At 71.8% G+C, this 26,398-nt stretch carries 26 protein-coding genes and 2 tRNA genes; 12 read left to right on the forward strand and 16 right to left on the reverse strand.

Annotated features, from left to right (window positions below):
• The 4 genes from AC0IY1_RS07405 to AC0IY1_RS07420 form a co-directional block, all read right to left on the reverse strand.
• Positions 1–72 (reverse strand) — tRNA-Gly (locus tag AC0IY1_RS07405).
• 109 nt (positions 73–181) lie between these two features.
• Positions 182–256: transfer RNA gene (locus AC0IY1_RS07410), tRNA-Gly, on the reverse strand.
• 135 nt (positions 257–391) lie between these two features.
• Positions 392–868 carry an NUDIX domain-containing protein gene (locus tag AC0IY1_RS07415; protein WP_055949520.1) on the reverse strand — a complete coding sequence of 159 codons (477 nt, stop codon included), beginning with the start codon at positions 866–868 and terminating at the stop codon, positions 392–394.
• A gap of 5 nt (positions 869–873) precedes the next feature.
• Positions 874–1,572, reverse strand: a complete 699-nt coding sequence (locus AC0IY1_RS07420; protein ID WP_055949517.1) for a fumarylacetoacetate hydrolase family protein — start codon at positions 1,570–1,572, stop codon at positions 874–876.
• Positions 1,573–1,717: 145 nt separating this feature from the next.
• Between AC0IY1_RS07420 and AC0IY1_RS07425 the strand changes: the two genes are divergently transcribed.
• From AC0IY1_RS07425 to AC0IY1_RS07440, 4 genes are all read left to right on the forward strand, one after another.
• Positions 1,718–3,202, forward strand: a complete 1,485-nt coding sequence (locus AC0IY1_RS07425; RefSeq protein ID WP_471768747.1) for an FAD-binding oxidoreductase — start codon at positions 1,718–1,720, stop codon at positions 3,200–3,202.
• Positions 3,203–3,439: 237 nt separating this feature from the next.
• A complete protein-coding gene (locus tag AC0IY1_RS07430) occupies positions 3,440–3,733 on the forward strand; it encodes a DUF2218 domain-containing protein (RefSeq protein WP_103710195.1) in 294 nt (97 codons plus the stop codon).
• 192 nt (positions 3,734–3,925) lie between these two features.
• Positions 3,926–5,137, forward strand: a complete 1,212-nt coding sequence (locus AC0IY1_RS07435) for an aminopeptidase (RefSeq protein ID WP_471768859.1) — start codon at positions 3,926–3,928, stop codon at positions 5,135–5,137.
• A 419-nt stretch (positions 5,138–5,556) separates the two neighbouring features.
• On the forward strand, positions 5,557–6,432 hold the full coding sequence (locus tag AC0IY1_RS07440) for an outer membrane protein (protein ID WP_471768748.1): 876 nt from the start codon (positions 5,557–5,559) through the stop codon (positions 6,430–6,432).
• Between the two features lie 131 nt (positions 6,433–6,563).
• On the opposite strand, the gene AC0IY1_RS07445 is transcribed toward AC0IY1_RS07440, so the two are convergent.
• The 9 genes from AC0IY1_RS07445 to AC0IY1_RS07485 all read right to left on the reverse strand — a co-directional run bounded on the left by AC0IY1_RS07445 (position 6,564) and on the right by AC0IY1_RS07485 (position 14,118).
• Positions 6,564–7,337 (reverse strand): DUF1223 domain-containing protein, encoded by a 774-nt coding sequence (locus AC0IY1_RS07445; protein WP_055949505.1) that lies wholly within the window; start codon positions 7,335–7,337, stop codon positions 6,564–6,566.
• Positions 7,338–7,341: 4 nt separating this feature from the next.
• Entirely contained in the window at positions 7,342–8,385 is a 1,044-nt protein-coding gene (locus AC0IY1_RS07450) for a lipid A biosynthesis lauroyl acyltransferase (protein ID WP_471768749.1), read from the reverse strand.
• A 92-nt stretch (positions 8,386–8,477) separates the two neighbouring features.
• Positions 8,478–9,500, reverse strand: coding sequence for a zinc-binding dehydrogenase (locus AC0IY1_RS07455; protein WP_103710200.1), 1,023 nt, complete (start codon positions 9,498–9,500; stop codon positions 8,478–8,480).
• A gap of 109 nt (positions 9,501–9,609) precedes the next feature.
• Complete coding sequence (locus AC0IY1_RS07460) at positions 9,610–9,888, reverse strand: SH3 domain-containing protein (protein ID WP_055949499.1); 279 nt, start codon at positions 9,886–9,888, stop codon at positions 9,610–9,612.
• A 13-nt stretch (positions 9,889–9,901) separates the two neighbouring features.
• Positions 9,902–10,681, reverse strand: a complete 780-nt coding sequence (locus AC0IY1_RS07465; protein WP_471768750.1) for an SDR family NAD(P)-dependent oxidoreductase — start codon at positions 10,679–10,681, stop codon at positions 9,902–9,904.
• On the reverse strand, positions 10,678–12,021 hold the full coding sequence (locus AC0IY1_RS07470) for a beta-ketoacyl-ACP synthase (protein WP_471768751.1): 1,344 nt from the start codon (positions 12,019–12,021) through the stop codon (positions 10,678–10,680). Before AC0IY1_RS07470 ends, AC0IY1_RS07465 begins: the two co-directional genes overlap by 4 nt.
• A gap of 52 nt (positions 12,022–12,073) precedes the next feature.
• Positions 12,074–13,213 (reverse strand): beta-ketoacyl-ACP synthase, encoded by a 1,140-nt coding sequence (locus tag AC0IY1_RS07475; RefSeq protein ID WP_471768752.1) that lies wholly within the window; start codon positions 13,211–13,213, stop codon positions 12,074–12,076.
• Between the two features lie 65 nt (positions 13,214–13,278).
• Complete coding sequence (locus AC0IY1_RS07480) at positions 13,279–13,749, reverse strand: 3-hydroxyacyl-ACP dehydratase FabZ family protein (protein ID WP_103710207.1); 471 nt, start codon at positions 13,747–13,749, stop codon at positions 13,279–13,281.
• A gap of 66 nt (positions 13,750–13,815) precedes the next feature.
• On the reverse strand, positions 13,816–14,118 hold the full coding sequence (locus AC0IY1_RS07485) for an acyl carrier protein (protein WP_055949487.1): 303 nt from the start codon (positions 14,116–14,118) through the stop codon (positions 13,816–13,818).
• Between the two features lie 298 nt (positions 14,119–14,416).
• Here AC0IY1_RS07485 and AC0IY1_RS07490 point away from each other — a divergent pair, with 298 nt between their 5' ends.
• The gene (locus AC0IY1_RS07490; protein WP_471768753.1) at positions 14,417–15,580 is read left to right on the forward strand and encodes an AI-2E family transporter; all 1,164 of its coding nucleotides are present in this window, start codon (positions 14,417–14,419) and stop codon (positions 15,578–15,580) included.
• Between the two features lie 64 nt (positions 15,581–15,644).
• On the opposite strand, the gene AC0IY1_RS07495 is transcribed toward AC0IY1_RS07490, so the two are convergent.
• A complete protein-coding gene (locus AC0IY1_RS07495) occupies positions 15,645–16,295 on the reverse strand; it encodes an NrsF family protein (protein ID WP_055949484.1) in 651 nt (216 codons plus the stop codon).
• Positions 16,292–16,846: a sigma-70 family RNA polymerase sigma factor gene (locus tag AC0IY1_RS07500; protein WP_055949483.1), complete on the reverse strand. Its 555-nt coding sequence runs from the start codon at positions 16,844–16,846 to the stop codon at positions 16,292–16,294. The genes AC0IY1_RS07495 and AC0IY1_RS07500 overlap by 4 nt, the downstream gene beginning before the upstream one ends.
• Positions 16,847–17,448: 602 nt before the next feature.
• On the opposite strand from AC0IY1_RS07500, the gene AC0IY1_RS07505 reads away from it, so the two are divergent.
• From AC0IY1_RS07505 to AC0IY1_RS07535, 7 genes are all read left to right on the forward strand, one after another.
• Positions 17,449–18,171 (forward strand): DUF2231 domain-containing protein, encoded by a 723-nt coding sequence (locus AC0IY1_RS07505; protein ID WP_471768754.1) that lies wholly within the window; start codon positions 17,449–17,451, stop codon positions 18,169–18,171.
• A 167-nt stretch (positions 18,172–18,338) separates the two neighbouring features.
• Entirely contained in the window at positions 18,339–18,836 is a 498-nt protein-coding gene (locus AC0IY1_RS07510) for a hypothetical protein (protein ID WP_471768755.1), read from the forward strand.
• 162 nt (positions 18,837–18,998) lie between these two features.
• Complete coding sequence (locus AC0IY1_RS07515) at positions 18,999–19,286, forward strand: hypothetical protein (RefSeq protein WP_471768756.1); 288 nt, start codon at positions 18,999–19,001, stop codon at positions 19,284–19,286.
• On the forward strand, positions 19,286–20,863 hold the full coding sequence (locus AC0IY1_RS07520; RefSeq protein ID WP_471768757.1) for a TolC family protein: 1,578 nt from the start codon (positions 19,286–19,288) through the stop codon (positions 20,861–20,863). The genes AC0IY1_RS07515 and AC0IY1_RS07520 overlap by 1 nt, the downstream gene beginning before the upstream one ends.
• A gap of 40 nt (positions 20,864–20,903) precedes the next feature.
• The gene (locus tag AC0IY1_RS07525; protein ID WP_471768758.1) at positions 20,904–22,322 is read left to right on the forward strand and encodes a multicopper oxidase family protein; all 1,419 of its coding nucleotides are present in this window, start codon (positions 20,904–20,906) and stop codon (positions 22,320–22,322) included.
• Positions 22,323–22,486: 164 nt separating this feature from the next.
• A complete protein-coding gene (locus tag AC0IY1_RS07530; protein WP_471768759.1) occupies positions 22,487–22,807 on the forward strand; it encodes a copper-binding protein in 321 nt (106 codons plus the stop codon).
• A gap of 77 nt (positions 22,808–22,884) precedes the next feature.
• Entirely contained in the window at positions 22,885–23,568 is a 684-nt protein-coding gene (locus tag AC0IY1_RS07535) for a copper-binding protein (RefSeq protein WP_471768760.1), read from the forward strand.
• A 153-nt stretch (positions 23,569–23,721) separates the two neighbouring features.
• On the opposite strand, the gene gyrB is transcribed toward AC0IY1_RS07535, so the two are convergent.
• Positions 23,722–26,169, reverse strand: a complete 2,448-nt coding sequence (gene gyrB, locus AC0IY1_RS07540) for a DNA topoisomerase (ATP-hydrolyzing) subunit B (protein WP_055949462.1) — start codon at positions 26,167–26,169, stop codon at positions 23,722–23,724.
• Positions 26,170–26,398 lie beyond the last annotated feature (229 nt).

Consider the following 26,398-nt stretch of genomic DNA (forward strand, 5'->3'; position numbering starts at 1 on the left):
AGCGGGCGAAGGGATTCGAACCCTCGACCCCAACCTTGGCAAGGTTGTGCTCTACCCCTGAGCTACACCCGCTCACACCCGTCGTGGCGAAGGTGACCCTCGCGCCGGACGGTTCGTCGTCTCAACGAAGCAAAAAGCCGCCTTGCAGCGGCTGTCGCTCCGGTCGTCTCGTTCGGTCAATTGGAGCGGGCGAAGGGATTCGAACCCTCGACCCCAACCTTGGCAAGGTTGTGCTCTACCCCTGAGCTACACCCGCTCACAACCGCGCCGCTGGTGGGAAAGACCCGCCGGCGGCCCCGGACGGCGTCTCTAAACACCATTCCGCCGGGCGTTGCAAGCGCTGAATCCAGGCGCTCGCCCCGCGGGCCGTTTGCCGGCATCGCACCGCCCCTCAGGGCTGCCACTGCGCGGATGGGGGCAGGCCCTCGCGAATTTCGCGCAGGCGCGCGCGGGTGGCGGCGGTGGTCTCGGCCGGCAGCGCATCGAGGGGGAAGAAGCCACAGGCGGCGATCTCCCGGTCGGGCTGTTTCGGCGCCCGCACCGCGAAGGCGGCGGCCACGTAGAGGGCGACGTGGTCGCGCCCGGCTCCCGCGCGGCTGTGATAGAAGCCGTGCAGCCGCAGGGGCTGCTCGGGATCGACCACGATCTCGGCCTCCTCGCGGAACTCCCGCGCCATGGCCGTCACCGCGCTCTCGCCGGCCTCGATGCCGCCGCCGGGCAGGTGCCAGCCCGCCACGTAGGTGTGGCGGACGAGGCAGACCCGACCCTCGGCGTCGATGGCGACCCCGCGCACGCCCAGGGTCATGCCGCGCGTCGCCAGGGCGCCGTAGTGGATCAGGCGCCGCATCCAGGGGCGTTGCAGGAGCATGCGGCTCAGACGACGCGCAGGCGGATGGCGCCGAGGCCCTCGATGGCGGCCGTCATCGTCTCGCCGCGCCGGACGGCGCCGACGCCCGACGGGGTGCCGGTGAAGATGAGGTCGCCCGGGTGAAGCTCGAAATAGGTCGAGAGCAGCGCGACCTGCTCGGGGATCGACCAGATCATCTCGGAGAGGTCCCCGCGCTGGCGCTCGCCCGCGTCCAGCGCCAGGGTGATGGCGCCTTGCACCGGGTGGCCGATGGCCGAGGCCGGGTGCAGCGGCCCGATCGGCGCCGAGGCATCGGCGGACTTGGCGAGGTCCCAGGGGCGCGCCAGGCGCTTGGCCTCGTCCTGGACGTCGCGCCGGGTCATGTCGAGGCCGACGGCGTAGCCGTAGACGTGGTCGAGGGCGGAGGCCTCCGGGATGTCGCGGCCGCCCAACCCGAGGGCCGCCACCATCTCGACCTCGAAATGGTAGTTCTCGGTGCGCGGCGGATAGGGATGGTCGACGGCCGCCTCGCCGGTGACGATCTGCAGGGCGTCGGCGGGTTTCATGAAGAAGAACGGCGGCTCGCGGTCCGGGTCCTTGCCCATCTCGCGGGCGTGGGCCGCATAGTTGCGGCCGACGCAATAGACCCGGCGGACCGGGAAGAGGTCGTCGCTGCCGACGATCGGAAGGGCGGTGCGGGGCGGGTTCGGGATCACGGACAGCATGGGTCTCCAACCTCTTCATTCGGCGGATGCGGCGCGGCGCCCCGTCGCTCGCCCTGCACAGGACGCCGCGCCATCCCTATCATAGGCGGCAGGTCCGGCCGCGCCATCCCGCCGCGAGCCGAGGCCTGCCGTTGCGAGTTCCGTGGTGACCGACCCTTCCCGCCTGCTGGCGCAACTCGCCGCGCATCTCGGTGCCGCGCACGTCCTCACCGATCCGGCCGACCTCGCGCCCCATCTCGCCGAGACCCGGGGCCTGCGGCGCGGCCACGCCCTCGCGGTGGTGCGGCCCGCCGACACCGAGGAGGTCGCCTGCGTGGTGCGCGCCTGCGCCGAGGCGGGGGTGCCGGTGGTGGCGCAGGGCGGCAATACCGGGCATGTCGGCGGCGGCCTGCCGCAGGGGGGCATCGTCCTCTCCCTGGCGCGCCTGAACCGGCTGCGGGCGGTGGATCCCGTCAATGCCAGCATGACGGTGGAGGCCGGGATGGTGCTGGCCGACGTGCAGGCCGCCGCCGCGGAGGCCGGGATGCTGTTCCCGCTCTCCCTCGCCTCCGAGGGTTCCTGCCGCATCGGCGGCAACCTCTCCACCAATGCGGGGGGCACGGCGGTGCTCGCCTACGGCAATGCCCGCGACCTCGTCCTCGGGCTGGAGGTGGTGCTGGCGGATGGCCGGATCTGGAACGGGCTGAAGGGCCTGCGCAAGGACAATGCGGGCTACGACCTCAAGCACCTGTTCCTCGGTTCGGAGGGGACCCTCGGGCTGATCACGGCCGCGGTGCTGAAGCTCTCCCCCCGGCCCGCCTCGCGGGCCGTGGCCTTCGTCGGTCTCGCCTCGGCCGAGGTCGCCCTCGCCCTGTTCCGGAACCTGCGGGCGGAGGCCGGCCCGGCCCTGACCGCCTTCGAGTACATCGTGCCCTTCGGCCTGGAGATCGTGCTGCGCCACCGGACGGGAGCCCGCCGGCCCCTGGCCGGGGCGCACGCGGCCTACGCCCTGGTGGAAATCGCCACCACCCGCTCGGGCGAGGAGGCCGGCCTCCTGATGGAGGGGTTCCTCGCCGGGGCGCAGGAGGCGGGCCTCCTCGAGGATGCCGCCCTGGCGGCGAGCGAGGCCCAGGCAAACGCCTTCTGGGATCTGCGCGAGAGCCTCTCCGAGGTGCAGAAGGCCGAGGGCGCCTCGATCAAGCACGACGTCTCGGTGCCGCTCTCCCGCCTGCCCGCGTTCCTCGCCGAGGCGACGCGCGCCTGCGAGGCGGCGATGCCGGGCCTGCGGGTCTGCGCCTTCGGGCATTTCGGCGACGGCAATATCCACTTCAACCTGAGCCAGCCCGTGGGCATGGACCGCGCCGCGTTCCTCGCCCACTGGGAGCGCTTCAACCGCATCGTCCACGACATCGTCGCGGAGCTCGGCGGCTCGATCGCGGCCGAGCACGGCGTCGGCCTCCTGAAGCGCGACGAGCTGGCGCGCTACGCCGACCCGGTGGCCCTCGACCTGATGCGCAGCCTCAAGGCCGCCCTGGACCCGGGCAACGTCCTCAACCCGGGCAAAATTCTGACCCCGGCCACGATGGCCCGCGACCGGCCTGCCGCCGAGGCCGCGTCATTCGGCTTTTCCGAAGGCTCAACAAAAATTTAGTCGGAACCGGGCCGGACGTGCCCGGATTGTTGTTGTGCGTCGCACAAAGCCTTGCCAGATTGTCGACGGCAATGCGCCATAAATCGGCTCCGCTGCGGGCGGACAAGGGTGCACGACACCGACGGACGGCTGGTTGCAGTGCGGTGGGTTAGCCCGGTCTTAACCCTTCCGCCCTCTCTTGAAGGAGAGAGAACAGATCAGACGTCGCGATCGAAGACCGAGCAGGAGACACGTTCGATGCCGACTTCCCAGGCGAGAGTTCCGACCGCCGAAGCGAGCCGCTACCTGAAGCAGCTCTGCCGCCACTGGAGCCACAAGTTCCCGGTGGAAGCCACCGACGATGCCGGCCGCGTGCCCTTCGGCGAGGACCGGGTCTGCACCTTCGAGGCCGGCCCCGACGCCCTACTGATGCGGGTCGCGACCCCCGATCCGGCTGCCCTGACGCGCCTGGAAAACGTGGTCTCCGACCACCTCCTGCGCTTCGCCTTCCGCGAGCACCTCGGCGAGATCACCTGGTCCCGCGCCGCCTGAACCGACGCCGCGGCCGGCCCACCGGGCCTGCGTCCGCCGAGGGTTGACCTGCCGTCCCGAGACCTGATCTTGAGCGCACAGCGCTGAAGGCAGCATCGGGAGACAGGCATGGACGGGATTGCGCAGACAACTGCTGGGTCCACACCGACCGGGGCCGCGTCGCCGCACGGGGCGCAGCATGGCGAGCGCCTGATGCGCCTGGCCGAGGTCGCCGTGAAGGTCGGCCTGGGTCTCCGGCCCGGGCAGGAACTCGTGATCACCGCGCCCCTGGAGACGGTGCCGCTGGCCCGCCTGATCACCGAGCAGGCCTACAAGGCCGGTGCCTCCCTGGTGACCACTTTCTACACGGACGACGCCGCCACCCTGGCGCGCTTCGCCCACGCCCCCGAGGCGGCCTTCGACACCGCCGCCGGCTGGCTCTACAGCGGCATGGCCGAGGCCTACCGCAACGGCGCGGCCCGCCTCGCCATCGCGGGCGACGACCCCTCCCTCCTGGCCGGGCAGGACTCGGCCAAGGTGGCCCGCGCCAACCGCGCCCGGTCGAAGGCCTACGTGCCGGCCCTCGAGCTCATCGCCAACTTCTCCACCAACTGGACCATCGTCTCGGCGGCGACGACCCCCTGGGCCCGCACGGTGTTCCCCGACCTGCCGGAAGCCGAGGCCGTGTCCCGCCTGTGGGACGCGATCTTCGCGGCCTCGCGGGTGGACGGCCCCGACCCGGTGGCGGCCTGGGAGGCGCACAACGCCGCCCTGCACGCCCGCATGGACGCCCTCAACACCCATCGCTTCGCGGCCCTGCGCTTCTTCGGGCCCGGCACGGACCTCACCGTGGGCCTCGCCGACGACCACGAATGGTGCGGCGGCGCCTCGGCCTCCCGCAGCGGCATCGTCTGCAACGCCAACATCCCCACTGAGGAGGTGTTCACCACCCCGCACAAGGACCGGGTGGACGGCACCGTCACCAGCACCAAGCCGCTCTCCTACCAGGGCACCCTGATCGACGGCATCCAGGTGCGCTTCGAGGGCGGGCGCATCGTCGAGGCCACCGCCCGCACCGGCGGCGACGTGCTTGCCAAGGTGCTGGAGACCGACGAGGGCGCCCGTCGCCTCGGCGAGGTCGCCCTGGTGCCGGCCTCCTCGGCGATCTCCGCCTCGGGGCTGCTGTTCTACAACACCCTCTACGACGAGAACGCCGCGAGCCACATCGCCCTGGGCCAGGCCTACAGCAAGTGCTTCCGCAACGGCGGCGCGGATTTCAGCGAGGACGACCTCGCGGCGCGGGGCGCCAACCGCAGCCTGATCCACATCGACTGGATGATCGGCTCGAACCGGATCGACGTCGACGGACTCTCCGCCGAGGGCCGGGCGATCCCGGTGATGCGCGCCGGCGAGTGGGTGGACTGACGCCGCCGGGGCCGCATCGCCCGCCGGCCTGATCCCGAGAGCCATCCGTCCGCGTGCGCCCTCCCCCGTGTGACGGCGCACGCGGATCGCTGCCGCCAAATTGACGTGGGCAAATTTCCCACGCAAATTCGGGACGTGGTCGCACCGGCCACGGACGCGCGACCGAACGTCCGACGGACATCCGCACAGACCCGCCGCCGCCCTCGGGTGGATCGACATCCGAGTCCGCCAGTCCCGGGTGTCCGGGGCCTAGGCGACGACCCGATCCCCGCCCCCCGTGCCTGCCGGCGCACGGATGCGGGGATCGGGCCGGGCGTATCCCGGTGAATCCGGGGCGCCCGCGGGATGTCCCGCACCGGTCTGCCGGTTGGAACCGTCGTTCGGGGTCGCCATCTCCCGAGGGAGACAACGAGGATCTCATGATCAAGCCCCTTCTGCTGGCCGGCCCGATGGCTGTCCTGCTCGCCGGAGCGGCCTCGGCCGCCGACCTCCCGCGCCGCGTCGCGCCGCCGGTCTTCACCACGGTTCCGGCCTTCAGCTGGACCGGGTTCTATGCGGGTCTCAACGCGGGCTACGGCTTCGATGCCAGCAGCAGCAGCGGCGCCACCGTGATCGGGACCAGCGCCGCTTCCGGCATCATCGCCAACGGCGCCGATCCAGGCCTCGTCGCCTTCAGCAACCGCAACGCCAGCAACGGTTTCAGCGGGGGCGGACAGGTCGGCTACAACTATCAGTTCACGCCCGGCTCCGGCGTGGTGGCCGGCGTCGAGGCGGACGCGCAGTATCTCGGCTTCGGCAGCAACCGCAGCGCGGCGTCCTTCGTCGGCACGCCCAACCCGGACCTCACCTTCGTCAATCCGAACGGCCTGTCGACCCTCGACTACTTCGGCACCGTGCGCGGCCGCCTCGGCTACGCCTTCGACCGGACCCTGGTCTACGGCACTGGCGGCTTCGCCTATGGCGGCGGGGGCAGCTCCAGCGTCGGCCTGCCCAACCGCAGCAGCGACACCTTCCGCACCGGCTGGGCCGCGGGCGGCGGCGTCGAGTACGCCCTGCCCAGCGACTCGTTCCTGAACTTCTTCAAGTCCTCCGCCGTCACCGTGAAGATCGAGGGCCTCTATGTCAGCCTCGACCGCAACGGCACGAACGGCGTGTTCGCCTCTTCGAACGCCACGGGCGCCCAGTACAGCGTTTCCGGCACGGGTTATGCAGCCGCGACGGGCACGACCAGCCGTCGCGCCGACGAATTCGCCGTCGTGCGCGCCGGCCTGAACTACAAGTTCGGGACGTACTGAGCCGTTGCCGGACCCGCTTTTGGCCTGAGCCTCCCCAGCCCGATCAGACTGGCCGCTCGGTCAAACGACGCCCCGGGAGCGATCCCGGGGCGCTGTCAGAATCCCGGCGCGCTTCAGAAGCCCGGAGCGCTTCAGAAGCCGGGAGCCTTGGCGGCGCCGAGGATCCGGCTCGGGCGACCCTCGATGCCCCCCTGGAGCACGACGACGTAGGAATCGGCATCCGTCACCTGGGCCGCGTGGCGCGGCACCTCGAAATGGGCCGCATGACCCGCCCAGGGGCCGATCCGGTGCATCCCGCGCACGACGTTGATGTAGTCGAACACCTGTCCCTTGTTCTCGCCGCCGCCGATGGCGATGCGCCGCCGCCGCATCACGGGGAGAAGCCAGAGCTCGGCCTTGGTGTCCGGTCCGGTGCTCGCGCCGACATCGACGCAGATTCGGTCGCCCTCTTCCCAGCTCCGGACCGGCACCTGGATGGGACTGGTCGCCCGGGCCCGGCGCAGGGCCCGTTCCAGGGAGTTGCGATCCGAGCGGATCATCGAGGGCTCGCCGTTGACGATGGCCTGGGGCGTGAAGACCTGTCGCTCGCCGCGCAGGGAGGCGTAGGCCCGCTGCCGCGCCGTGAAGGCGGGCTGGGCATAGACGTCCTTCCAGCCGAGATAGTCCCAGTAGGTGATGGGGAAGGTCAGGGCGATCACGCCGGGCTCCCGGGCGAACTCCCCGAGTACCCGCGAGGCCGGCTGACAGGAGGCGCAGCCCTGGCTCGTGTAGAGCTCGATCACCACCGGGGTGCGCTCGCCCGCCTGGACCTGGGTCGCACCCGCCGCCAGGGCCCCGGCGGCGACCAGGAGGGCGAGGTGCAGGCCGACGGTTCGGCGCGGAAGGGATGGGGCGGCGCGGCTCATGGGATCAGGATACCGTCGCCGGGCCATTCCCCGTCATCACGGTCGCTCGATCCTCCGGCGCGCCGGCCGGGGCCGCGGCACCCGGGACCGGCGCGGGTTTGGGCTGCGCCTTGGGCTTGGGCAGCATCGCGGGACGCCAGCGCCGGTGCATCCAGAGCCACTGGCCGGGATTTTCGCGGATCCAGCCCTCGATCACCCGGGTCATCGCCTGCATCGCCCCCTGCACGTCGATGGCGCCCGCGGCGTCGCGCGGCAGGTCGAGGGGCGGCGTCAGTTCGAGATGGAAGCGGGTCCCGTCGCGGCGGATCACCCGCGCGCCGTGGACGGGACATTCGTAGTGGCGGGCGAGCTTACCCAGGAGCGGATTGACCAGCACCGGCTTGCCGAAGAACTCCACCACGACGCCGCGGGTGAAGTGCTGGTCGATGAGCTGGCCGAGATGGCCGCCGCGCTCCACCACGCCCTGCATGGCGAAGACCGCGCCCTGCCCGGCCGCCGCCAGGCCCCCCATGGTCTGGCGCCGGACCTCCTGCACCAGGCGGGCGGAGGCCGCGTCGTTGGGCGGGCGGAAGATCGCGGTGGCGTCGAGGCCGAACCGGGCCGCGCAGATCGCCGGCAATTCCCAGTTCGCCAGGTGGGCGGAGAAGATCAGGCCCGGCTTCCCGTCGTCGCGCAGGTCGGCGAAATGCGTCTCGCCCGCCACCGTGATCCGGCCGCCCGCCGAGAGATGGGCCGGATCGAGATCGAACAGCGTGTGGAGATGGGCGTATTCCGCCCCCGTGCGGCCGAGATTGTCCCAGGCTTCGCGGGCCAGGGCGCGGATCGCGGCCTCGTCCCGCTCGGGGAAGGCGGCGCGCAGATTGGCCGTCGCGATGCGGTGGGCCGGCAGGAAGGGGCCGATCGTCCGCACGACCCAGCCGCCGACCCGGCTCGCCCGCTCCGCCCCGAGGAGGCGCGCCAGCCAGAACAGTCCCCGGATCAGGGGAATCATGGCGAGGCCGGCCAGCCGCGGCAGGTTACGCTTCAGGACGAGGGCAAGGCGAAGCAAAACGAATCCCGTGACGCGGGGCGTCCCGGCGACGACCCTGGGCCCTGGCATAATTCATTTTGGTTCGGGAGGGCACCCGTGTGCGCCGCAACTCAGAGCGTCACGAGGATCTTGCCGAACACCTTGCGGGATTCCAGGCGCTCCAGCCCTTGCGCGAAATCCGCCAGGGGCAGGATCGTGTCCACCACCGGGGTGATGCCCTGCGCCATCTTTTCCATGGCGTCCCGGATATTGGCCATCGAGCAGCCGAACGAGCCGGTGATGCGGTACTGCTGCTGGAACAGCTGCATCAGGTTCATGGTGGTCGAGACGCCCGAGGTGGAGCCGCAGGTCACGAGCCGTCCCCCGCGCTTGAGGCAGAGGAGCGAGCCGTTCCAGGTGTCGGGCCCGACATGCTCGAAGACCACGTCGACGCCCTTGCGCTTGGTCAGCCGCCGGACCTCGCCCTCGAAGCGCTCCGCGCGGTAGTTGATGACGTGGTCGGCGCCCAGCGCCTTGGCCTTCTCGCCCTTGGCGTCGTCGCCCACCGTGGTGAAGACCGTGCAGCCGATGGCCTTGGCCATCTTGATCGCCGCCGTGCCGATGCCGGACCCGCCGGCATGGACGAGGATGCTCTCGCCCGGCTCCAGGCGGGCGTTGTCGAACAGCATGTGCTGCACGGTGCCGAAGGCCACGGGGGCGCAGGCCGCATCGGTGAAGCTGACCCCGTCCGGCATCTTGATCACGAGGCGGGCCGGCATGGTCACCCGCTCGCGGGCGAAGCCGTCGATGTGGAAGCCCATTACGCCCGAGACGTCCTCGCAGAGGTTGTCGCGACCCTCGCGGCAGGCCTTGCACCGGCCGCAGGTCTGGGCGCCGTACATCGCCACCCGGTCGCCCTCGGCCAGGCCCGTGACACCCTCGCCCACGCAGACGATCTCGCCCGAGGCCTCGGCCCCGACCGCCAGGGGCAGCTTGCGCTTGGCGAAGGCCATGCCGCGGAAGCCCCAGACGTCGATGAAGTTCAGGCCCACCGCGCGCACGCGGATCTGGACCTCGCCGGGACCGGGGGCCGCGGGCTCCGCGACATCCTCGAGGCGCAGGTCGCGGTCACCGTGGAGTTGGAGGGATTGCATCGGGTTTGCTTCCGTTCGCGGGGCGCCGCGGATGCCCCCACAGGGGCTGGGCGTTCATGCGCCTCTCGCTATCCTTCGCGGGACGAGGCATCAACCCGGCGGGCCGGCCTCACTCCGGCGACAGGTAGCGCCGTCGGGCCCAGCCGAGGATCGGGCCGGCCTTGACCCGGCACCAGGTCAGCCCGCTCGGGGTCTCGGCGGTGCAGCCGAAGCCGCGCAGGCGCGCGCCCGGCGGGGCCTGGCCGAGGGCGGGCGCGGCGGCGTCCGGCGTCTCGCGGATGCTCAGGGTCTCGCCGCGCGGGAGCCCGTCGACCCGGAACGCGTCGGCCGCGGCGGCGGGGCCGGCGGCGAGGAGCAGGAGGACCAGCGCGGCGGGAATCGGGGACATGGTCGGTTCGGCCTCAGGAGCGATGGACGCCCATCATCGCGGTGAGGCCGCCATCGACCGGCAGCACCGCACCGGTGATGTAGGCGGCGCCCTCGCCCATCAGGAAGGCCGCGAGGGCGGCGACGTCCTCCGGCCGGGCGAAGCGGCCGGCGGGGATCTGGCGCTCCATGCCGGCGCGGTAGGCGGCGTAGGGGGCCATCATCCCGGTGTCGATGAAGCCCGGCGCAATCACGTTGACGGTGACGCCGCGCTTGGCCGATTCCACCGCCAAAGTGCGGCAATACGCGATGAGGGCACCCTTGGTGGCGGCGTAGGCGGCGTTGCCGGGGTTGGCCCGCAGGGCCGCCACCGAGCCGATGGCGACGATGCGTCCCGCGCGCGCGCGGGTCATGCCCCGGACCAGGGACTTGGCCAGGCGCGTCAGCGACCAGAAGTTCACCTGCATGGCGGCCTCGGCCCGGTCCTGGTCCAGCATCGCCGCCAGGGCGTCGTAGGATTGGCCGGCATTGTGGACGAAGCCGTGGAAGCCGTCGCCGGCCTCGAGGTCCTCGCAGAACGCCTCGACGGCGGCGCGGTCGGCGAGATCCAGGGCCTGCGCGGAGATCGAGCGGCCGGGATGGGCCGCCGAGAGCGCCGCGACCAGCGCCTCGGCGGCCTCGGCGGAGGACCGGTAGGTGAAGGCGACGTCGTGGCCGGCGGCGACCAGCGCCCGCACGATGGCGGCACCGAGGCCGGAGGCGCCCCCGGTGACGAGGACGCGGCGGCCGGGCCCGGGGCTCAGGTCCGTTGTCATGCCGGCTCGTCCGCCAGCACGAGGCAGGTGTTCTGGCCGCCGAAGCCGAACGAGTTCGACAGCACCCGGCGCACCGGCACGTCCCGGGCCTCGGCCACGATGTCGAGGGGAATGGCGGGGTCGGGCACCGCGTAGTTGATGGTCGGCGGGATGCGCCCGTGCGCGATGGTGAGGAGCGAGATCACCGCCTCGACGGCGCCCGCGGCCGTGAGGGTGTGCCCGATCATCGACTTGTTGGACGAGACCGGCAGGGTGCGGATGCGGTCGCCGAACACGGCGGCGCAGCTCATCGCCTCCATCTTGTCGTTCTCCGGCGTCGAGGTGCCGTGGGCGTTCACGGTGTCGATGGCGTCGGGCGCCGTGTCGGCATCCGCCAGGGCGGCGCGGATCGCCGCGATGCCGGGGGCGCCGTCGGGGCTCGACCGGGTGCGGTGGAAGCCGTCGCCCTTCTCGCCGCAGCCGAGCACGTAGCCGAGGATCTTCGCGCCGCGGGCGCGCGCCGCCTCCGCGTCCTCCAGGACGAGGGCGCCGGCCCCCTCGCCCATGACGAAGCCGTCGCGGTTCTTCGAGAAGGGCTTCGAGGCGGCCTCGGGCGGATCGTTCTGGGTGGAGAGGGCCGAGAGCAGCGAGAAGCGGATCAGGGATTCGGGGTTCACCGAGCCGTCGGTGCCGATGCAGAGGGCGGCCGTGACCTCGCCGCGCCGGATCGCCTCGACGCCGAGCTGGATCGCGGTGGCGCCGGACGAGCACGCGGTGGAGAGGGAGATCGGCGAGCCCTTGGTGCCGAAGCGGTCGGCGATGTGGTCGGCCACCGTGCCGAAGATGAACAGGTCGTGCCAGGGGTCGAAGCGCCGGCTCGCGGCGGCGCGCTGCAGGTCCGTATAGGTGATCGGGCCGGTCTGGCCCGAGGCCTCGGCCAGGGCCTGCCGCTGCGGCCACTCGATCTCCACCGGGGGGACGGCGATGAACAGGGCGCCGGGGAAGTCGCCGGGCCGGCCGAGGCCCGACTGCGCGATCGCCTCGTCGGCGGCGGCTTCGGCGAAGCGCTGCGACAGGGCCGGTGCCACCAGGGGGTCGGTGTCGAGGAAGTCGACGGTGCCGGCGATGCGGGTGCGCAGGCCCCCCGTGGGGAAGCGCCGGATGGCGTGGATGCCGGACCGACCGGAGGTCAGCGCGGCCCAGTTGTCCGCCTGGCCCTGGCCGAGGGAGGTGACGATGCCGAGGCCGGTGACCGCCACCAGCGGCCGGCCTTTGGCGTCCCTGAGTTTGGCCTGCCGAAGGTTGGCCGCCGGTCCTCGGGCGTCCCTGACCTTGGCCTCACGGTGAGATTGGTTCGTCATCGCGCCGTCTTACACTCTTTTCGCCACCACCGGAGCCCGGGATCGCCCCGGGTCAGGCCGCCGTCACCCGGATCACGCCCTCGCCGCGGCGATGGCCCACCACCGTCACGGCGACCTCGCGCAGGCCCTTCTCGGCGACCAGCGCGGCCGCCAGGGCCGCGCCGAAGGGCGCCACCGTCTCGAGGGTGTGGCCGGTGAGATCGCCCAGAGCCGTCACGGGCACGCCCGGCGCCAGGCGCGCCAGGGCTGCGCCCTCCTCGGCCGTGACCGGGGCGACGCCGGTGGCACCGGCCAGGACGATCTCCGGTGCCTCGAGGCCCGTCGCCGCCCAGAGGGCCGCGAGGCTGGCCTCGGTGCTGCCCTCCCTGCGCGTCGTGCGGTCGCTCGCCACCGGGCAGAGGCGGGCCAGCGCCCGGGCCCCGCGGGCGGCGGCGTGCTCGGCCGCCTCCAGCACCAGGAAGGCGGCGCCACTGCCGAGGATGAAGCCGGCCTCGTCCGCCGGGGTCCGGTCGAAGACCGGGCGGAAGTCGCGGGCGCGCAGGAAGCCGCCCATCTCGTGGATGACCATGACGTCGGGCCGCTCGGCGCTGTAGGAGCCCCCCACCAGCATGCAGTCCACCTGGCCGGAGGCGATCCGTGCCTGGGCGATGCGCAGGGCGTCGGTGCCGGCGGCCTCCTCGCCCATGAAGGTGCGGGACGCCCCCGTGACCCCGTGGACGATGCCGATATTGCCGGCGAGCAGGTTCGAGAGCTGGGCCAGGAACAGGGTCGGGCGCAGGTCGTTCTGCAGGTGCTCGTTGAGGTAGGCGCCCGGATCGGCGGCCTCCCGCAGGCCGGTCAGGATGGCGCCGTCCACCGCGGTGTCGCGCTCGCCGCCGCCGGCCGAGACCACGAGGTGCATGCGGCCCTTGAGGTCGGCATCCCCCTTCACCCCGGCGGAATCGAGGGCGAGCCCGGCGGCGTAGACGCCCAGGCGCTGCCAGGGCTCCATCTGGCGCTGGTCGGACTTCTTCGGGATCTGGCCGTCGAGGGCCAGGGGCGCCACCGGGTGCACCGTATACGGCGCGAAGGTCTCGGTGTCGGTGCGCGCCGGCGCACCCGCCCCGAGGGCCGCGAGATGCGCCGCGAGGCCCTCGCCCGCGCAGGAGACGAGGCCGATGCCGGTGACGACGACGTCGCGCGAACTGCTCATCTCACCCCGTCGCTCATCTCTGGACCCTCATCGCCTCAGACCCGGCCTCAGACTCGGCCGCACGGTCACGCGGGCTCGCCCGTGAGATCGAACAGGCCGATCTTCCGGGCCCGCTCGCGCATCGGCCCGTCGAGGCCGGCCGGGAACGGCATGGTGCGGAAGCGCAATTCGGCATTGGCCAGCGGCTTGCCGTCGTGCTGGATCGCCGCCTTCGTCACCGCGTAGCCCGAGCCGTCATGTTCGAGGCTGGCCGCGATCTGCAGCTCGGCGCCCGGGCCGACGAAGGACCGGAAGCGCGCCTTGTCGACCCCCATCAGGAACGGCATCTGCCGAAATCCCAGATGGGCGAGCACGAGGTAGCCCGAGGCCTGGGCCATGGTCTCGGTGAGCAGGACGCCCGGCACCAGCGGGTGGTCGGGGAAGTGCCCCTCGAAGACCGGGCTCGCCATCGGCACGCGGGCCAGGGCCTCGATGCGGCCGGCCTCGCGGTCGAAGCGGGTCACGGCGTCGATCATCTCGAAATATTCGAGGCGCATGGCGTCCTGGGTCCCGGGGGCGAAGGGGCGGCGTCGGGCTCCCGGGGCTTCCCGGGCGGACCGGCTTCAGGCCTTGGCGGCCTTCTCGGCGACCAGGGCGTCGATGCGGGCGCAGAGGTTCTTCAGGACGAAGTACTCCTCGGCCGGCACCTTGCCCTCGTTGACCTCCTGGGTCCAACGCTCGAGGGGGAGCTTGATGCCGAAGGCCTTGTCCACCGCGAAGGCGATGTCGAGGAAGGCGAGCGAGTCGATCCCGAGATCGTCGATGGCGTGGCTCTCGGGGGTGATCGTGTCCCGCGGGATGTCGGCGGTGTCGGCGATGATGTCCGCGACGCGATCGAAGGTGGCGGTGTGGGTCTGGTCGGACATGCGTTCTCGCCGTGTGACTGGGTATCCCGCCGGATTCGGCCCGTGCCGATCGGGGGCCGGAGCGATCCGGCGCATGATGCCCGGTGCCCCCGGTCGCGCAGCATGCCCCGTGGGCCGGCGCTGCCGCCGCCCTGGACAGTGAAGGCGGTCCCTTACACGAGGGGGTCAGGAGGGGCAACCGTAGCCATCACGGCGTCGCGATCCGGCCGGCGCCTCCATTCCGATCCCGCGGCGATGGACTAGATGCAGGAGCAGGACGTGGTCGCCGCGGCCACGCCGCACGAGGTCGAACAACACGATGGTCCAGCTTCCCTCCGTGACGCCGGCCGGCACGCCGCCCGCGGGCGCGCCCGACCCGCGCCCGCTTCCCGATCATCCGCCGCGTGCGGGGACGCACCCGCTGTCGGGTTCGGCGCAGAGCCTCGCGCGCCTCGCCCTGTTCCTCGCCCTGGCGGGCCTCGGGATCTGGGTCCTGCACCACTTCATCCCGGCCCTGGTCTGGGCGGTGATCCTGGCGATCGCCCTCGGGCCCCTCTACGCCCGCGCCGAGCGGCGCTGGCCGCCGGGCCGGCACAACCTGCTGCTGCCGCTCCTCTTCACCGCGGCGGTGGCCCTGGTCTTCCTGATTCCCCTGGTGGTGCTGGGCGTGCAGGCGGCGCGGGAGGCCCACGACGTGGTCGCCTGGGCCCGCTCCTTCGAGAAGTCCGGCATCCCGGTGCCGGACTTCCTGGGCCACCTGCCCTTCGGCGCGGCGCAGGCGCAGGCCTGGTGGGGGGAGAACCTGAGCCACCCGGCCGCCGGCTCGGAGCTCCTGCACCGCTTCGACAATTCCTCGGTGATCGGGGTGACCCGCAGCCTCGGGGCGCAGATCGTCCGGCGCGTGGTGCTGTTCGGCTTCACCCTCGTGGCGCTGTTCTTCCTGTTCCGCGACGGCCGGGCGGTCGCCGCGCAGGTGCTGGCCGCCAGCGCCAAGCTGTTCGGCCCCCGCGGCGAGCGGGTGGCGCGACAGATGGTGGCCTCGGTCCACGGCACCGTGGACGGCCTGGTCCTGGTCGGCCTCGGCGAGGGCGTGCTCCTGGGGATCGTCTACTACTTCGCCGGCGTGCCGCACCCGGTGCTGCTCGGGGCCCTGACGGCGGTGGCGGCGATGATCCCGTTCGGGGCGCCCCTGGTCTTCGGCCTCGCGGCCGCGATCCTGCTCGCCAACGGCGCGGTGGTGCCGGCGGTGGTCGTGGTGGCGGCGGGCTTCGTCGTCACCTTCGTGGCGGACCACTTCGTGCGTCCGGTCCTGATCGGCGGCACCACGCGCCTGCCCTTCCTCTGGGTGCTGCTCGGCATCCTCGGCGGCGTCGAGACCTTCGGCCTCCTCGGGCTGTTCCTCGGCCCGGCCGTGATGGCGGCGCTGATCCTGCTCTGGCGGGACTTCACGCAGGGCGCGCCGATGGAGCCCGCGGGGGCCTGAGCCCGGGGACCTGAAGGCCGCCCCCGTCGGATCGGGCCTGGGCGCGGGGACGCGCGGTGGACCGCTACCAGCGGAGGAGGCGCGGCCCCAGAACCGCTCCCGCGAGGGTGCACAGCGCGATCGTCCCGCCGTACCAGACGGCGACGAACGGGACGGTGTCGTCCATGCAGTGCAGCGAATAGCCGACGGCGCTCACGGCGCCGGCGGCGAGGCCCACCAGGGCGCCTGCCCGAACCAGGTCCGTCGGCGCCCCGAACCGGCGGACCGCCCAGGTCACGACGGCGAAGGGAACGACGGCGATCAGGGGAATCGAGACCAGGCATTCGAGCCAGGCATGGCCCGAGATTTGGCCGTGCCAGTGCGCGCGGGGCATCGTCGCCAGGCTGGCCCCGGCCAGCGCCGCCACCACGACGAACGGCAGGGCGGCGATCCCGAGATGGACGCGGCTCTCCCCGCCCGGACGGGCGACCCGGGCGAGATACCGGATCGCGAGGCCCCCGACCGCGGCCGCGAAGGCGAGCTTGAAGGCGAGGAACAGCAGCGGGCGGCCCTGCATCAGGCCGGGGCGGAGGCCGAGGACGGCGAGCGCCAGGCCGAGCGCACCCGCGGCCCCCACGGCCACGGCCAGTCCGAGCCGCCGGGTCATCCCGGAGCTCCGAACCGGTTCGCGCTCGAAGCTGCGTCCCAGGAGGCCGATGAGGTCGTCCGTCTTCATCGCACCGTGCCTCCGACGCGTTTCGCCAACGCCTTCAGGCCGCGATGGACGCTCACCTTGATCGCCGTTTCGGACATGCCGGCGCGCGCCGCGGCCTCGGCGGTGCTCAGGCCGTCGACCTTCGTCGACCGGATCGCGTTTCGCATCTTGAGCGGCAGGAGCGCGAGCAGGCGCTCGACATCGAGGGAGCTCTCCGCCGCGACGTGGTCGCCCTGGACCAGCAGCACGCCGGCATCCTCGACGGGGACGTTCGCCGCGGCCGAGCGCGTATGCCGAAGATGGTCGATCAGCTTGTAGCGGGCGATGGCGTGGATCCAGGGCGTCACCGGCTGCGTGACGTCATAGGTGTGCCGCCGCGTATGGATCACCATCAGGGTTTCCTGGACCAGGTCCTCCGCCTCGGTGTCCGCCCGCCCGGACCGAACCAGCTTGCCTTTGTAGTACGCGCGCAGGTGCGAACCGAGGCGCTCGAGGAAGCGCCGGTAATCGACGGCGCTCCCCGCGAGGCTGGCGACGAGCAGACCGCGCAGTTCGCGTTCCGCCGGGGACACGGCAGCGAGACGCGCGGACTCCCGACGAACGGCTTCATCCCGACCCGGTTCATTTCGAACCGGTTCATTTCGAACCGGTTCATCCCGAGCCGATTCGTGGCCGCCGAGCGGAAGAACGAAGGCCCTCGCATCAGTCCCCACCCCGCAGACCTCCTCACGACCACGACGCGGTGCCGCCCGAGAGGCATGTTCCGAGGGGGCATGTCCCGCGGTGCATGTCCCGCGGCGCATGTCGTCCGGCGATCCGCTTACCACGGCCGGCCCCTGAGTCGCGACACGGACGCGCTCCCACCGCTCGAACGGGATGTCCGCACGCGCGGCCCGAAAGGTTACTGCGCGCCCGGCATGCCCTCGCGTACAGGCATGTGCCGCGCGCGATTGCCAATCAGGGGTGGTATTCCTAAACCCCAGCCGGGTTCGGTCGGACGGGCGGGCAGGGCAACCTCGGAGCCCTGCCGCCGGGAGCTTCCGGATCCCGCGACAGGGCGTCGCCGACCGTCTCCGGGCAGGTGTCCTGTCCGATCCGGTGACGGCGTCGGCCTCGCGCCCGGCCGTCCAGCCATCGATTCTCCCACAGTGCAGCCCTGTCTTGGAGTGCAGCCATGATCGCGGTGATCCCGAACTGGCATCCGCTCGCGGTCCATTTCACGGTCGCTCTCCTCCTCACGAGCAGCGGCCTCTTCGCCCTCGGGACCATGCTGGGCACGCGGCCGAGCGGCGGGGCGCTCACGACCACCGCCCGCTGGAACCTCGCGATCGGCATCGGGATCACGGTCGCGACCCTCGCCACGGGCTGGTGGGCCTACAACACGGTCGCGCACGACGCGGCCTCGCACCGGAACATGACGATCCACCTTCGCTGGGCCGTGGCCACCGCGCTGGTCTTTCTCGCCGCCGGGGGCGTCGCCTGGTCGGAGCGCCGGAAGCCCGCCGGAGCGGGCCTCGTGCTGCTGGTGTTGCTGGCGGGCGGTTCGGGCGCGCTCGCGGTGACCGGCTGGCTCGGCGGCGAGAACGTCTACCGCTACGGCCTCGGCGTCATGGCCCTCCCGAAATCGGGCGACCACGTCCATCCCGGCGGCGGCGACCATGGCGATGGGCAGGGCCACACGCATGACGACCAGGCACATGAGGGCTCGGCGCATGAGGACCCCGCGCATGGAGGCCCCGCGCATGGAGGCCAAGCGCATGGAGGCCCCGCACATGACCACACTCCGACGGACGGCGCAGCCACGCCCGAGGCGGTGAGCGGGGCCGATCCGGTCCCGGCCCCGGCCCCGGCCTCACCTGCCACCCCACCTGCCACCCCGCACGACCATACGCCTTGACCGTCCCGCCGCCTGCTGCGTCGCCCGCCCGGCCGACCCCGTCCCGGAATCAGCTTATGGCAAAAACACAACACAGGGTTGTTTCTTCGGACAATTGCAGCCTGGTGGATTGCCGGTCCCGCCGGGCCGTGGAATGGTTCGTCAACATTGGGCAGGAATCCTGATCAGTGGTCTTCGTGCGCACCGTGATGCTGGCCGTCCTCGCTTCGGCCTTGGCCTGGACCCTGGCCTGGACCCTGGCTTGGGCCTTGCCCATCGGCCCGGCCGCGCCGTGCGCGATGGGTCCTCATGCCGCCACGGCCGACCACCGGGGCTCCGAGGCCGCCGCACCGAGGTCCCATGCCGATCACGGGCGGGCCTCGCTGGGGCCCGACACGCCGGACAGTGCGCCGCACGCCGCGCTTCAGGCGCCGTCGGAGGCCGGTCCGTCCGCGACCGCCGGCGATGACGATGACGATTGCCCGGGTCGCCCGCACCGTTCGAAGCGCCCGGCCTGCCCGTCGCCCTGCTGCCCCCTCGCCTGCCAGGCCGCGCTGCCGATGACGGCCTGGATCGGCACGCCCCTGGAGGGCGCGCCCGCCGACCCCGTGCTCATCGGACGGGCGGACGGGGCTGTCGCCGCGCCTCCGTTCCGGATCGAGCGACCGCCGAGGCTCGCGGCCTGACGCGCGGGCGGTCCTCGCGACCGCCGACGGCCGGTCCGGCAGGACGGCCCCCTCACCTCATCGCCTCGGTGCCCCGCTCGGGCGCGACCCCGTCGTCGGCATCGGCCGTGCGGCCTGCGGCGCCTCGTCCGCGGCCCTCCGCCTCAGTTCGGGAAAGACAAGATGTTCAAGTTGCCGAGACCGGCCGCGCTCGCGGCGGTCCTGCCGCTCGCCGGCTGCCTGCCCGCCCCCGTGCCCGTCGGGCTCGTCCTGCCCTCCGACCCGAACCTGACGGTCCCGCCCCCGCACTACGCGAAGGCCACGCAGGGCGTGAAGGATTTCGGCGTGGTCGAGACCAAGGACTGGCGGGAGCTCAACCGGCAGGTGAACCCGCAGGCGACGGGCGGCGGCAAAACCGACAGGCCGGGCATGACCGGCATGGGCGACAAGCGCGATGCGGGAGGCCGCTGATGGTCCGTCGCTGTAACCCGATCGATGCCCCGCCCGGACTTACCGGCATGGGACGCAACACGACCACGCCGGGGGAAGCCGGGACGACGGGGCGCACGCCGGGGGGCGCCGTTCGGGGGCGCCCCGGGCGTGTCGCCGGGAGCTTGACCGGTCTGGCCCTGCTGCTGGGCGGCTGCGCGAGCGTCTCGCCCGATGCTGGCGTGTCGGTCGCCCGCACCTACGCCGCGCTCGAACTCGGCAAGGACATCGTCAAAGCGGGCGACCAGGGAATCGCGCCGGGCGCGGAAGCCCGGGTGGAGGCGCTGCTGCGGCGTCCCCTCACGGCGGATGGCGCCGTCCAGGTCGCGCTCCTCAGGAACAGGGGCCTGCAGGCCGCCTTCAACGGCCTCGGAATCTCCGAGGCGCAGTACGTTCAGGCCACGCTGCCGCCGGCCCCGAGCGTCTCGATCACCCGATGGGGGCTCGGGTTCAACGCGGAGATCGAGCGCTCCGTGGCCGCCAGCGTGCTGGACCTGGCGACGCTGCCGGCCCGGGCCGAGATCGCCGGCCAGCGCTTCCGGGCCGACCAGTACAACGCGGCGAACGAGGTCCTGAAACTCGCCGGCGAGGCCAGGCGCCAGTTCTACCGCACGGTGGCGGCCAACCAGGCCGTCGCCTTCCTCGAACAGTCGCTGGCGGGCGCCGAATCCACCTCGATCCTGACCCAGCAACTGGGCGAGACGGGTGCGCTCGGCAAGCTGGAACAGGCGCGCGAGCATGCCTTCTACAGCGAGCTGGGGGCCCAGCTCGCGAAGGCGCGTGTCCAGCAGCGGGCGGAGCGGGAGCGCCTGACCCGCCTGCTCGGCCTCTGGGGCCGGGAGATCGATTTCCGCCTCCCGAAGGGCCTGCCCGCGCTGCCCAAGCGCCTCGTGGACGGGCGCGGCCTGGAGGCGGAGACGGTGCGGCGGCGGGCCGACGTGCAGGCCGCCCGCTTCGAACTGCAGTCGCTCGCCGGGCAGTTCGGCCTGGTCCAGGCCACCCGCTTCGTCAGCGTCTTCGACCTGGGTTTCGCCAACCAGTACGCCCGCTCGCGGACGTTCGAGGGCGGTGCGTCTCCGAAGGTCGACAAGGACAGCCTGAACGGGTTCTCGGCCGACCTGACCATCCCCCTCTATGATTTCGGCACGACGGCGGTTCAGGGCGCGCAGGAGAGCTATCTCGCCGCGGCGAACCGGCTGGCGGAGCGTGCGGTGAACGCGCGGTCCGAGGTCCGCGAGGCCTACCAGCGCTATCGCGGCCAGTACGACATCACCCGACACTACCAGACGAGCGTCCTGCCCCTGCGCAGGACGATCCAGGACCAGGCCCTGCTCCAGTACAGCGGCATGCTCCTGGACGTCACGACGCTGATCATCGACGCCCGTGCCAGGATCCTGAGCAACATCCAGGCGATCGAGGCGCAGCGCGACTTCTGGATCGCGGCGACCGACCTCAAGGCGGCGACCGTCGGCGGCGGGTTCTCGGCGGAGAATTTCGGCGGTGAGGCCGCCGGCGGCACCCCGGGCGAGAGCCTCGCCGTCGGGACGCCCGGCGGTTGAGCCCCGCCGCCCCGCCGCCCCTGACACTCGGAGAAGCATCATGACCGACATCTCGCGCAGAGGAATCCTGGGAGCGGGCGGCCTCGTGCTCGCCGGCACGTCGCGGATCAGCGGACGGGCCGAGGCCGCGGGTCTGCCGGAGGCCCCGATCATGGACAAGGCGACGATGCAGCCGCCGCTCTATCCGACGAGCGGGCCGGACTACCAGCCGGTGGTGACGCTCAACGGCTGGACGCTGCCGTGGCGCATGCGCGGCGACTGGAAGGAGTTCCACCTGGTCGCCGAGCCGGTGGTGCGCGAGATGGCACCCGGCATGAGCGCGCGGCTCTGGGGCTATAACGGGCAATCGCCGGGCCCCACCCTCGAGGCGGTCGAGGGCGACAAGGTCCGCATCTTCGTCACCAACCGCCTGCCGGAGGCGACGGCCGTGCACTGGCACGGTCAGACGCTCCCCAACGGCATGGACGGGGTCGCCGGGCTGACCCAGCCCGGCATCCCGCCGGGCAAGACCTTCGTCTACGAGTTCATCCTGCGGCGCTCCGGCACCTTCATGTACCACCCGCACTCGGACGAGATGGTCCAGATGGCGATGGGCATGATGGGCTTCTTCGTCGTGCATCCGCGCGACCCGGCCGAGCGGCCGGTCGACCGCGACTTCGTCTGGATGCTGAACGCCTACGACATCGAGGCCGGGTCCTACGTGCCCAAGGTCAACACGATGCTCGACATGAACATGTGGTGCTTCAACAGCCGCGTGTGGCCCGGCATCGATCCCCTGGTCGTCCGTCAGGGCGACAAGGTCCGGATGCGCTTCGGCAACCTCACCATGACCAACCACCCGATTCACGTCCACGGCTGCGACTTCAAGGTCACCGGCACGGATGGCGGCTGGATCGACCCGCGCGCTCAGGTGCCGGAGGTGTCGGTCGACGTCGCCGTGGGACAGATGCGGGTCATCGAGTTCAATGCCGACAACCCGGGCGACTGGGCCCTGCACTGCCACAAGTCGCACCACACCATGAACGCGATGGGCCATTCGGTCCGGACGTATATCGGCGTCGACCTGAAGCGCACGGCCAAGCAGATCCGCGCGATCGCGCCCGGCTACATGCCGATGGGTTCCACGGGCGGCGGCATGATGACCGAGATGGAGATGCAGCTGCCGGAGAACACGCTGCCGATGATGACCGGCACCGGCCCGTTCGGCTCCGTCGAGATGGGCGGGATGTTCACGGTCCTGAAGGTGCGGCCCGGACTGGCGGCCGGCGATTATCGCGATCCGGGCTGGTACCAGCACCCGGAAGGCTCCGTGGCCTACGCCTGGACCGGCGATCCGATGCCCGAGCCGGCGCGCGCGCCGGACACGCCCAAGGGCCGGAAGGCGCGCCAGACCGACCTCCGGGCCGTGGATCCGCGCACGCGGCGCACCGCGTCCCGCGCGGGCCGCCACGAGCCCTGAGCGGGCGGCCGTAGCGTCGCCCGCGCCCGCGGCCGGCCGCCCTGGGGCGGCCCGGGCAAACCCGTTCGGACCGGGCGCGATCCCGTCCGGAATCCACCGCCCCGGTCGCCGCTCCGCCCGCGCGGGCCGGCCCGGCGCTTCGATCCTTTGAAGGAGAACCCACCATGAAACGCAAGATTTCGACACGCAAGATTTCGACACGCCAAATTTCGCGCGCCGTCCTCGCGACGGCCTTCCTGGCGGTCGCGATGCCCGCCTGGGCGCAATCCGTGAAGGGGACGGTGACCAAGCTCGACCCGGCCGCCGGCAAGGTGACCCTCGACCATGCCGCGATCCCGAAGCTCGACATGGACGCGATGACGATGGCGTACCGGGTCAAGGACCCGGCGATGCTCAAGGACCTCAAGGCCGGCGACGCGGTCGATTTCGAGATCGCCGAGACCGGCGGCGCCTACACCGTCACGCAGATCCGCAAGGCGAAGTAACGCCCCGGTCAGGGGCCCTCGCACGCGGGCGAACCCGCCTCGGTGCGAGGGCCGTCGAGCCTTGAAATGGAGCAACGATGCGACGCTTGATCCTGTCCACCGCGCTCGCGACCGCCCTCGTCGGCGCGGTCGCGCCTCCCGCCGGTGCCCAGCCCGCCAAGGGCGCGCCCGCAGCCCTGGAGCGGGCGCGCGAGACGATGGCGACCCGGTTCCGGGACACGAAGCTGACCGGCGACCCGGACCGGGATTTTGCCGCCTTGCTGATCGCCGGCTTCGAGGAGACGCTGTTCCTCGCCCAGACGGAGCTCGACTACGGCGGCGACCCGGAGCTGCGCGCGGTCGCCCGGAAGATCCAGGACGAGCAACAGGCGCGGATCGACGCGCTGAAGCAGTGGCAGCTCCACCGTCGCGAGGCGGGCGAGCGGGCGCAGCCCGACCCGACGCCGTCGGGCGAAGGCCCCCCCGACCGGCCGGCCGAGGCGGCGGCGACCAAGACCCAGCCCGCATCGCCCCCCGCACCGGCGGCTTCCGCGAACGCGCCCCTCGTGGCCGCGACGGTGAAGAAGGTGGACGCCGCCGCCGGCAAGGTCACCCTCGACCACGCGGCCATCCCCAATCTCGGGATGGACGCCATGACGATGGCCTACCGGGTGCAGGACCCGGCCCTGCTCAAGGGCCTCACGCCGGGCGAGGCGGTGCGGTTCTCCGCCGAGCGCCTCAACGGGTCCCTCGCGGTGACGCGGATCCAGAAGGCGCGGTGAGCGCCGGGGGCGAACGCCCCCCGGCGGCCCGGTGACGGCGATCCGTCCCTGGTCGCGAACCAGCGGCCGGTGCTCCGAGGCTGTCCCGACGTCGCCGCCGCGGGCCAGTCCCCGCTCGCGGAAGGACCGGCCCGGGACCGCGGTCTGGCCGCCTCAGACGTCGAGGTTGGCGACGCTGAGGGCGTTGTCCTGGATGAACTCGCGGCGGGGTTCGACCACGTCGCCCATCAGCTTCACGAACAAGTCGTCGGCGTCCTGGGTGTCCTTGACCCGCACTTGCAGCAGCGAGCGCACGTCGCGGTCGAGGGTGGTTTCCCAGAGCTGCTGGGCCGTCATCTCGCCGAGGCCCTTGTAGCGCTGGAGCTGCAGGCCCTTGCGGCCGAAGGCCATCACCGCCTCGAACAGGCCGACGGGCCCGTGCAGGGTGGTCTCGTCGCCCTTGCGTGCGTAGGTGACGGGCTGGTCGTAGATCTCGCGCAGGGCCTCCGCCCGGTCGGCGAGGCGGCGCGCTTCCTGGGAGGCCAGGAGCGAGGCGTCCAGGGTCGCCACCTGGCGCACGCCGCGCAGGGTGCGGCTGAGGACGTAGCCGCCCTCCGCGACGGAGCCTTCCCAGCCGCGCTCGATGTCGTCGGCGATCCGGTCCATGCGCCGGGCGACCTCCTCGGCCAGTCCCTCGGCCTCGGCCTGGGCCTCGTCGACATTGGCCCGGAAGGCGCCGGCGATCAGGGCCTGCTCGACCACGGCACGGTCGTAGCGGGTGTGGAGCGCCTGCATCAGGCTGCGGAACTGGCGGGCCTCCTCCACCAGGGACTTCAGCTGCGCGCCGCCGAACTCGGTGCCGGAGGCGAGGCGCAGCACGGCGCCCTCGACGCCGGCGTCGATGAGGTAATCCTCCAGCGCCCGCTCGTCCTTGAGGTAGAGCGCCGACTTGCCCTTGGCGGCTTTGTAGAGGGGCGGCTGGGCGATGTAGAGGTGCCCGCGCTCGATCACCTCCGGCATCTGCCGGAAGAAGAACGTCAGCAGCAGGGTGCGGATGTGCGAGCCGTCCACGTCGGCATCCGTCATGATGATGATGCGGTGGTAGCGCAGCTTCTCGGGGTTGAAGCCCTCGCGGTCCGTGGAGGAGCGGCCGATGCCGGCGCCCAGCGCCGTGATCAGCGTGCCGATCTCGGCCGAGGACAGCATCCGGTCGGCGCGCACCCGCTCGACGTTGAGAATTTTTCCGCGCAACGGCAGAACGGCCTGGAAGGTGCGGTCGCGGCCCTGCTTGGCCGAGCCGCCGGCGGAATCCCCCTCCACCAGCAGGATCTCGCACTTCGAGGGATCGCGCTCCTGGCAATCGGCGAGCTTGCCCGGCAGCGAGGCGATGTCGAGGACGCCCTTGCGGGTCACGGTCTCGCGGGCCTTGCGCGCCGCCTCGCGGGCGGAGGCCGCCATGATGACCTTGGCCATCACCGATCGGGCCAGCGCCGGGTTCTCCTCCAGCCAGTTCGAGAGGCCCTCGTTGAGGACGTTCTCCACGGCCGGGCGCACCTCGGAGGAGACGAGCTTGTCCTTCGTCTGCGAGGAGAATTTCGGGTCCGGCACCTGCACCGAGATGACGGCGGTGAGGCCCTCGCGGCAATCCTCGCCGGTGAGCGAGATCTTTTCGCGCTTGGCGATGCCCGAGGACTCGGAATAGCCGGTGATCTGCCGGGTCAGGGCCGCGCGGAAGCCGGCCATGTGGGTGCCGCCGTCGCGCTGCGGGATGTTGTTGGTGAAGGGCAGCACGGTCTCGTTGAACGAGTCGTTCCACCACAGGGCGACCTCGACGCGGATGTTGTCGCGCTCGGCCCGCACCATCACGGGCTTCTGCATGCCCTCGATGGGTTTGCGCGAGCGGTCGAGGTAGCGCACGAACGCCTCGATGCCGCCCTCGTAGAACAGCTCCTCGCGCTTGTGCTCGGCGTGGCGCGCGTCGGTGAGCACGATGCGCACGCCGGAATTCAGGAAGGCGAGCTCGCGCAGGCGCTTCTCCAGCGTCGCGTAGTCGAACTCGATCATCGTGAAGGTTTCGGTCGAGGGCAGGAACGACACCTCGGTGCCGCGCCGGCCGTTGCCGTCGCCCACGATCACCAGGGGCGAGACCGCGTCGCCGTGGCGGAACTCCATCGCGTGCTCCTGGCCGTTGCGCCAGATGCGCAGGCGGAGCCATTGCGAGAGGGCGTTGACCACGGAGACGCCGACGCCGTGCAGGCCGCCGGAGACCTTGTAGGAGTTCTGGTCGAACTTTCCGCCCGCGTGCAGCTGGGTCATGATGACCTCGGCCGCCGAGACCCCCTCCTCCTTGTGGATGTCGGTGGGGATGCCGCGGCCGTTGTCGGAGACCGTGACGGAGCCGTCGGCGTTCAGCGTGACGGTGACGAGGTCCGCGTGACCCGCGAGCGCCTCGTCGATGGCGTTGTCGACCACCTCGTAGACCATGTGGTGCAGGCCCGAGCCGTCGTCGGTGTCGCCGATATACATGCCGGGGCGCTTGCGCACCGCGTCGAGGCCCTTGAGGACCCGGATGGATTCCGCGCCGTAGGCATCGGCGGCGATGTTATGGGAGTTGTCGGACATGAACTTCCTCGGGCAGGCGGGCATTCAGGCCGGGCTTGCCGGCCCGGGCGGGGCTTGCCGGCCCAGGCCGGGCCCCCGCCACCTGCAATTCTTCTTGACCTACGCAATATAAGCATTTCGGCCGGAAAATGCATCTTTTCCAGGCCGTTTGGGGTTTGCGGAGACCCGATCATGGGGCGTCTCCCTTAACCACGCGTCAAGGGCGTAGCCCCACCTGCGCCGCCGTCCG

This window comes from Methylobacterium sp. AC690, from assembly GCF_979256535.1.

Excerpts from the sequence above, each read along its gene's own strand:
- AC0IY1_RS07415 (WP_055949520.1), bottom strand. The coding sequence starts at position 868 with ATGCTCCTGCAACGCCCCTGGATGCGGCGCCTGATCCACTACGGCGCC.
- AC0IY1_RS07420 (WP_055949517.1), bottom strand. The coding sequence starts at position 1,572 with ATGCTGTCCGTGATCCCGAACCCGCCCCGCACCGCCCTTCCGATCGTC.
- AC0IY1_RS07430 (WP_103710195.1), top strand. The coding sequence starts at position 3,440 with ATGCCGACTTCCCAGGCGAGAGTTCCGACCGCCGAAGCGAGCCGCTAC.
- AC0IY1_RS07435 (WP_471768859.1), top strand. The coding sequence starts at position 3,926 with ATGCGCCTGGCCGAGGTCGCCGTGAAGGTCGGCCTGGGTCTCCGGCCC.
- AC0IY1_RS07440 (WP_471768748.1), top strand. The coding sequence starts at position 5,557 with ATGATCAAGCCCCTTCTGCTGGCCGGCCCGATGGCTGTCCTGCTCGCC.
- AC0IY1_RS07445 (WP_055949505.1), bottom strand. The coding sequence starts at position 7,337 with ATGAGCCGCGCCGCCCCATCCCTTCCGCGCCGAACCGTCGGCCTGCAC.
- AC0IY1_RS07455 (WP_103710200.1), bottom strand. The coding sequence starts at position 9,500 with ATGCAATCCCTCCAACTCCACGGTGACCGCGACCTGCGCCTCGAGGAT.
- AC0IY1_RS07460 (WP_055949499.1), bottom strand. The coding sequence starts at position 9,888 with ATGTCCCCGATTCCCGCCGCGCTGGTCCTCCTGCTCCTCGCCGCCGGC.
- AC0IY1_RS07465 (WP_471768750.1), bottom strand. The coding sequence starts at position 10,681 with ATGACAACGGACCTGAGCCCCGGGCCCGGCCGCCGCGTCCTCGTCACC.
- AC0IY1_RS07470 (WP_471768751.1), bottom strand. The coding sequence starts at position 12,021 with ATGACGAACCAATCTCACCGTGAGGCCAAGGTCAGGGACGCCCGAGGA.
- AC0IY1_RS07475 (WP_471768752.1), bottom strand. The coding sequence starts at position 13,213 with ATGAGCAGTTCGCGCGACGTCGTCGTCACCGGCATCGGCCTCGTCTCC.
- AC0IY1_RS07480 (WP_103710207.1), bottom strand. The coding sequence starts at position 13,749 with ATGCGCCTCGAATATTTCGAGATGATCGACGCCGTGACCCGCTTCGAC.
- AC0IY1_RS07485 (WP_055949487.1), bottom strand. The coding sequence starts at position 14,118 with ATGTCCGACCAGACCCACACCGCCACCTTCGATCGCGTCGCGGACATC.
- AC0IY1_RS07490 (WP_471768753.1), top strand. The coding sequence starts at position 14,417 with ATGGTCCAGCTTCCCTCCGTGACGCCGGCCGGCACGCCGCCCGCGGGC.
- AC0IY1_RS07495 (WP_055949484.1), bottom strand. The coding sequence starts at position 16,295 with ATGAAGACGGACGACCTCATCGGCCTCCTGGGACGCAGCTTCGAGCGC.
- AC0IY1_RS07505 (WP_471768754.1), top strand. The coding sequence starts at position 17,449 with ATGATCGCGGTGATCCCGAACTGGCATCCGCTCGCGGTCCATTTCACG.
- AC0IY1_RS07515 (WP_471768756.1), top strand. The coding sequence starts at position 18,999 with ATGTTCAAGTTGCCGAGACCGGCCGCGCTCGCGGCGGTCCTGCCGCTC.
- AC0IY1_RS07520 (WP_471768757.1), top strand. The coding sequence starts at position 19,286 with ATGGTCCGTCGCTGTAACCCGATCGATGCCCCGCCCGGACTTACCGGC.
- AC0IY1_RS07525 (WP_471768758.1), top strand. The coding sequence starts at position 20,904 with ATGACCGACATCTCGCGCAGAGGAATCCTGGGAGCGGGCGGCCTCGTG.
- AC0IY1_RS07530 (WP_471768759.1), top strand. The coding sequence starts at position 22,487 with ATGAAACGCAAGATTTCGACACGCAAGATTTCGACACGCCAAATTTCG.
- AC0IY1_RS07535 (WP_471768760.1), top strand. The coding sequence starts at position 22,885 with ATGCGACGCTTGATCCTGTCCACCGCGCTCGCGACCGCCCTCGTCGGC.
- gyrB (WP_055949462.1), bottom strand. The coding sequence starts at position 26,169 with ATGTCCGACAACTCCCATAACATCGCCGCCGATGCCTACGGCGCGGAA.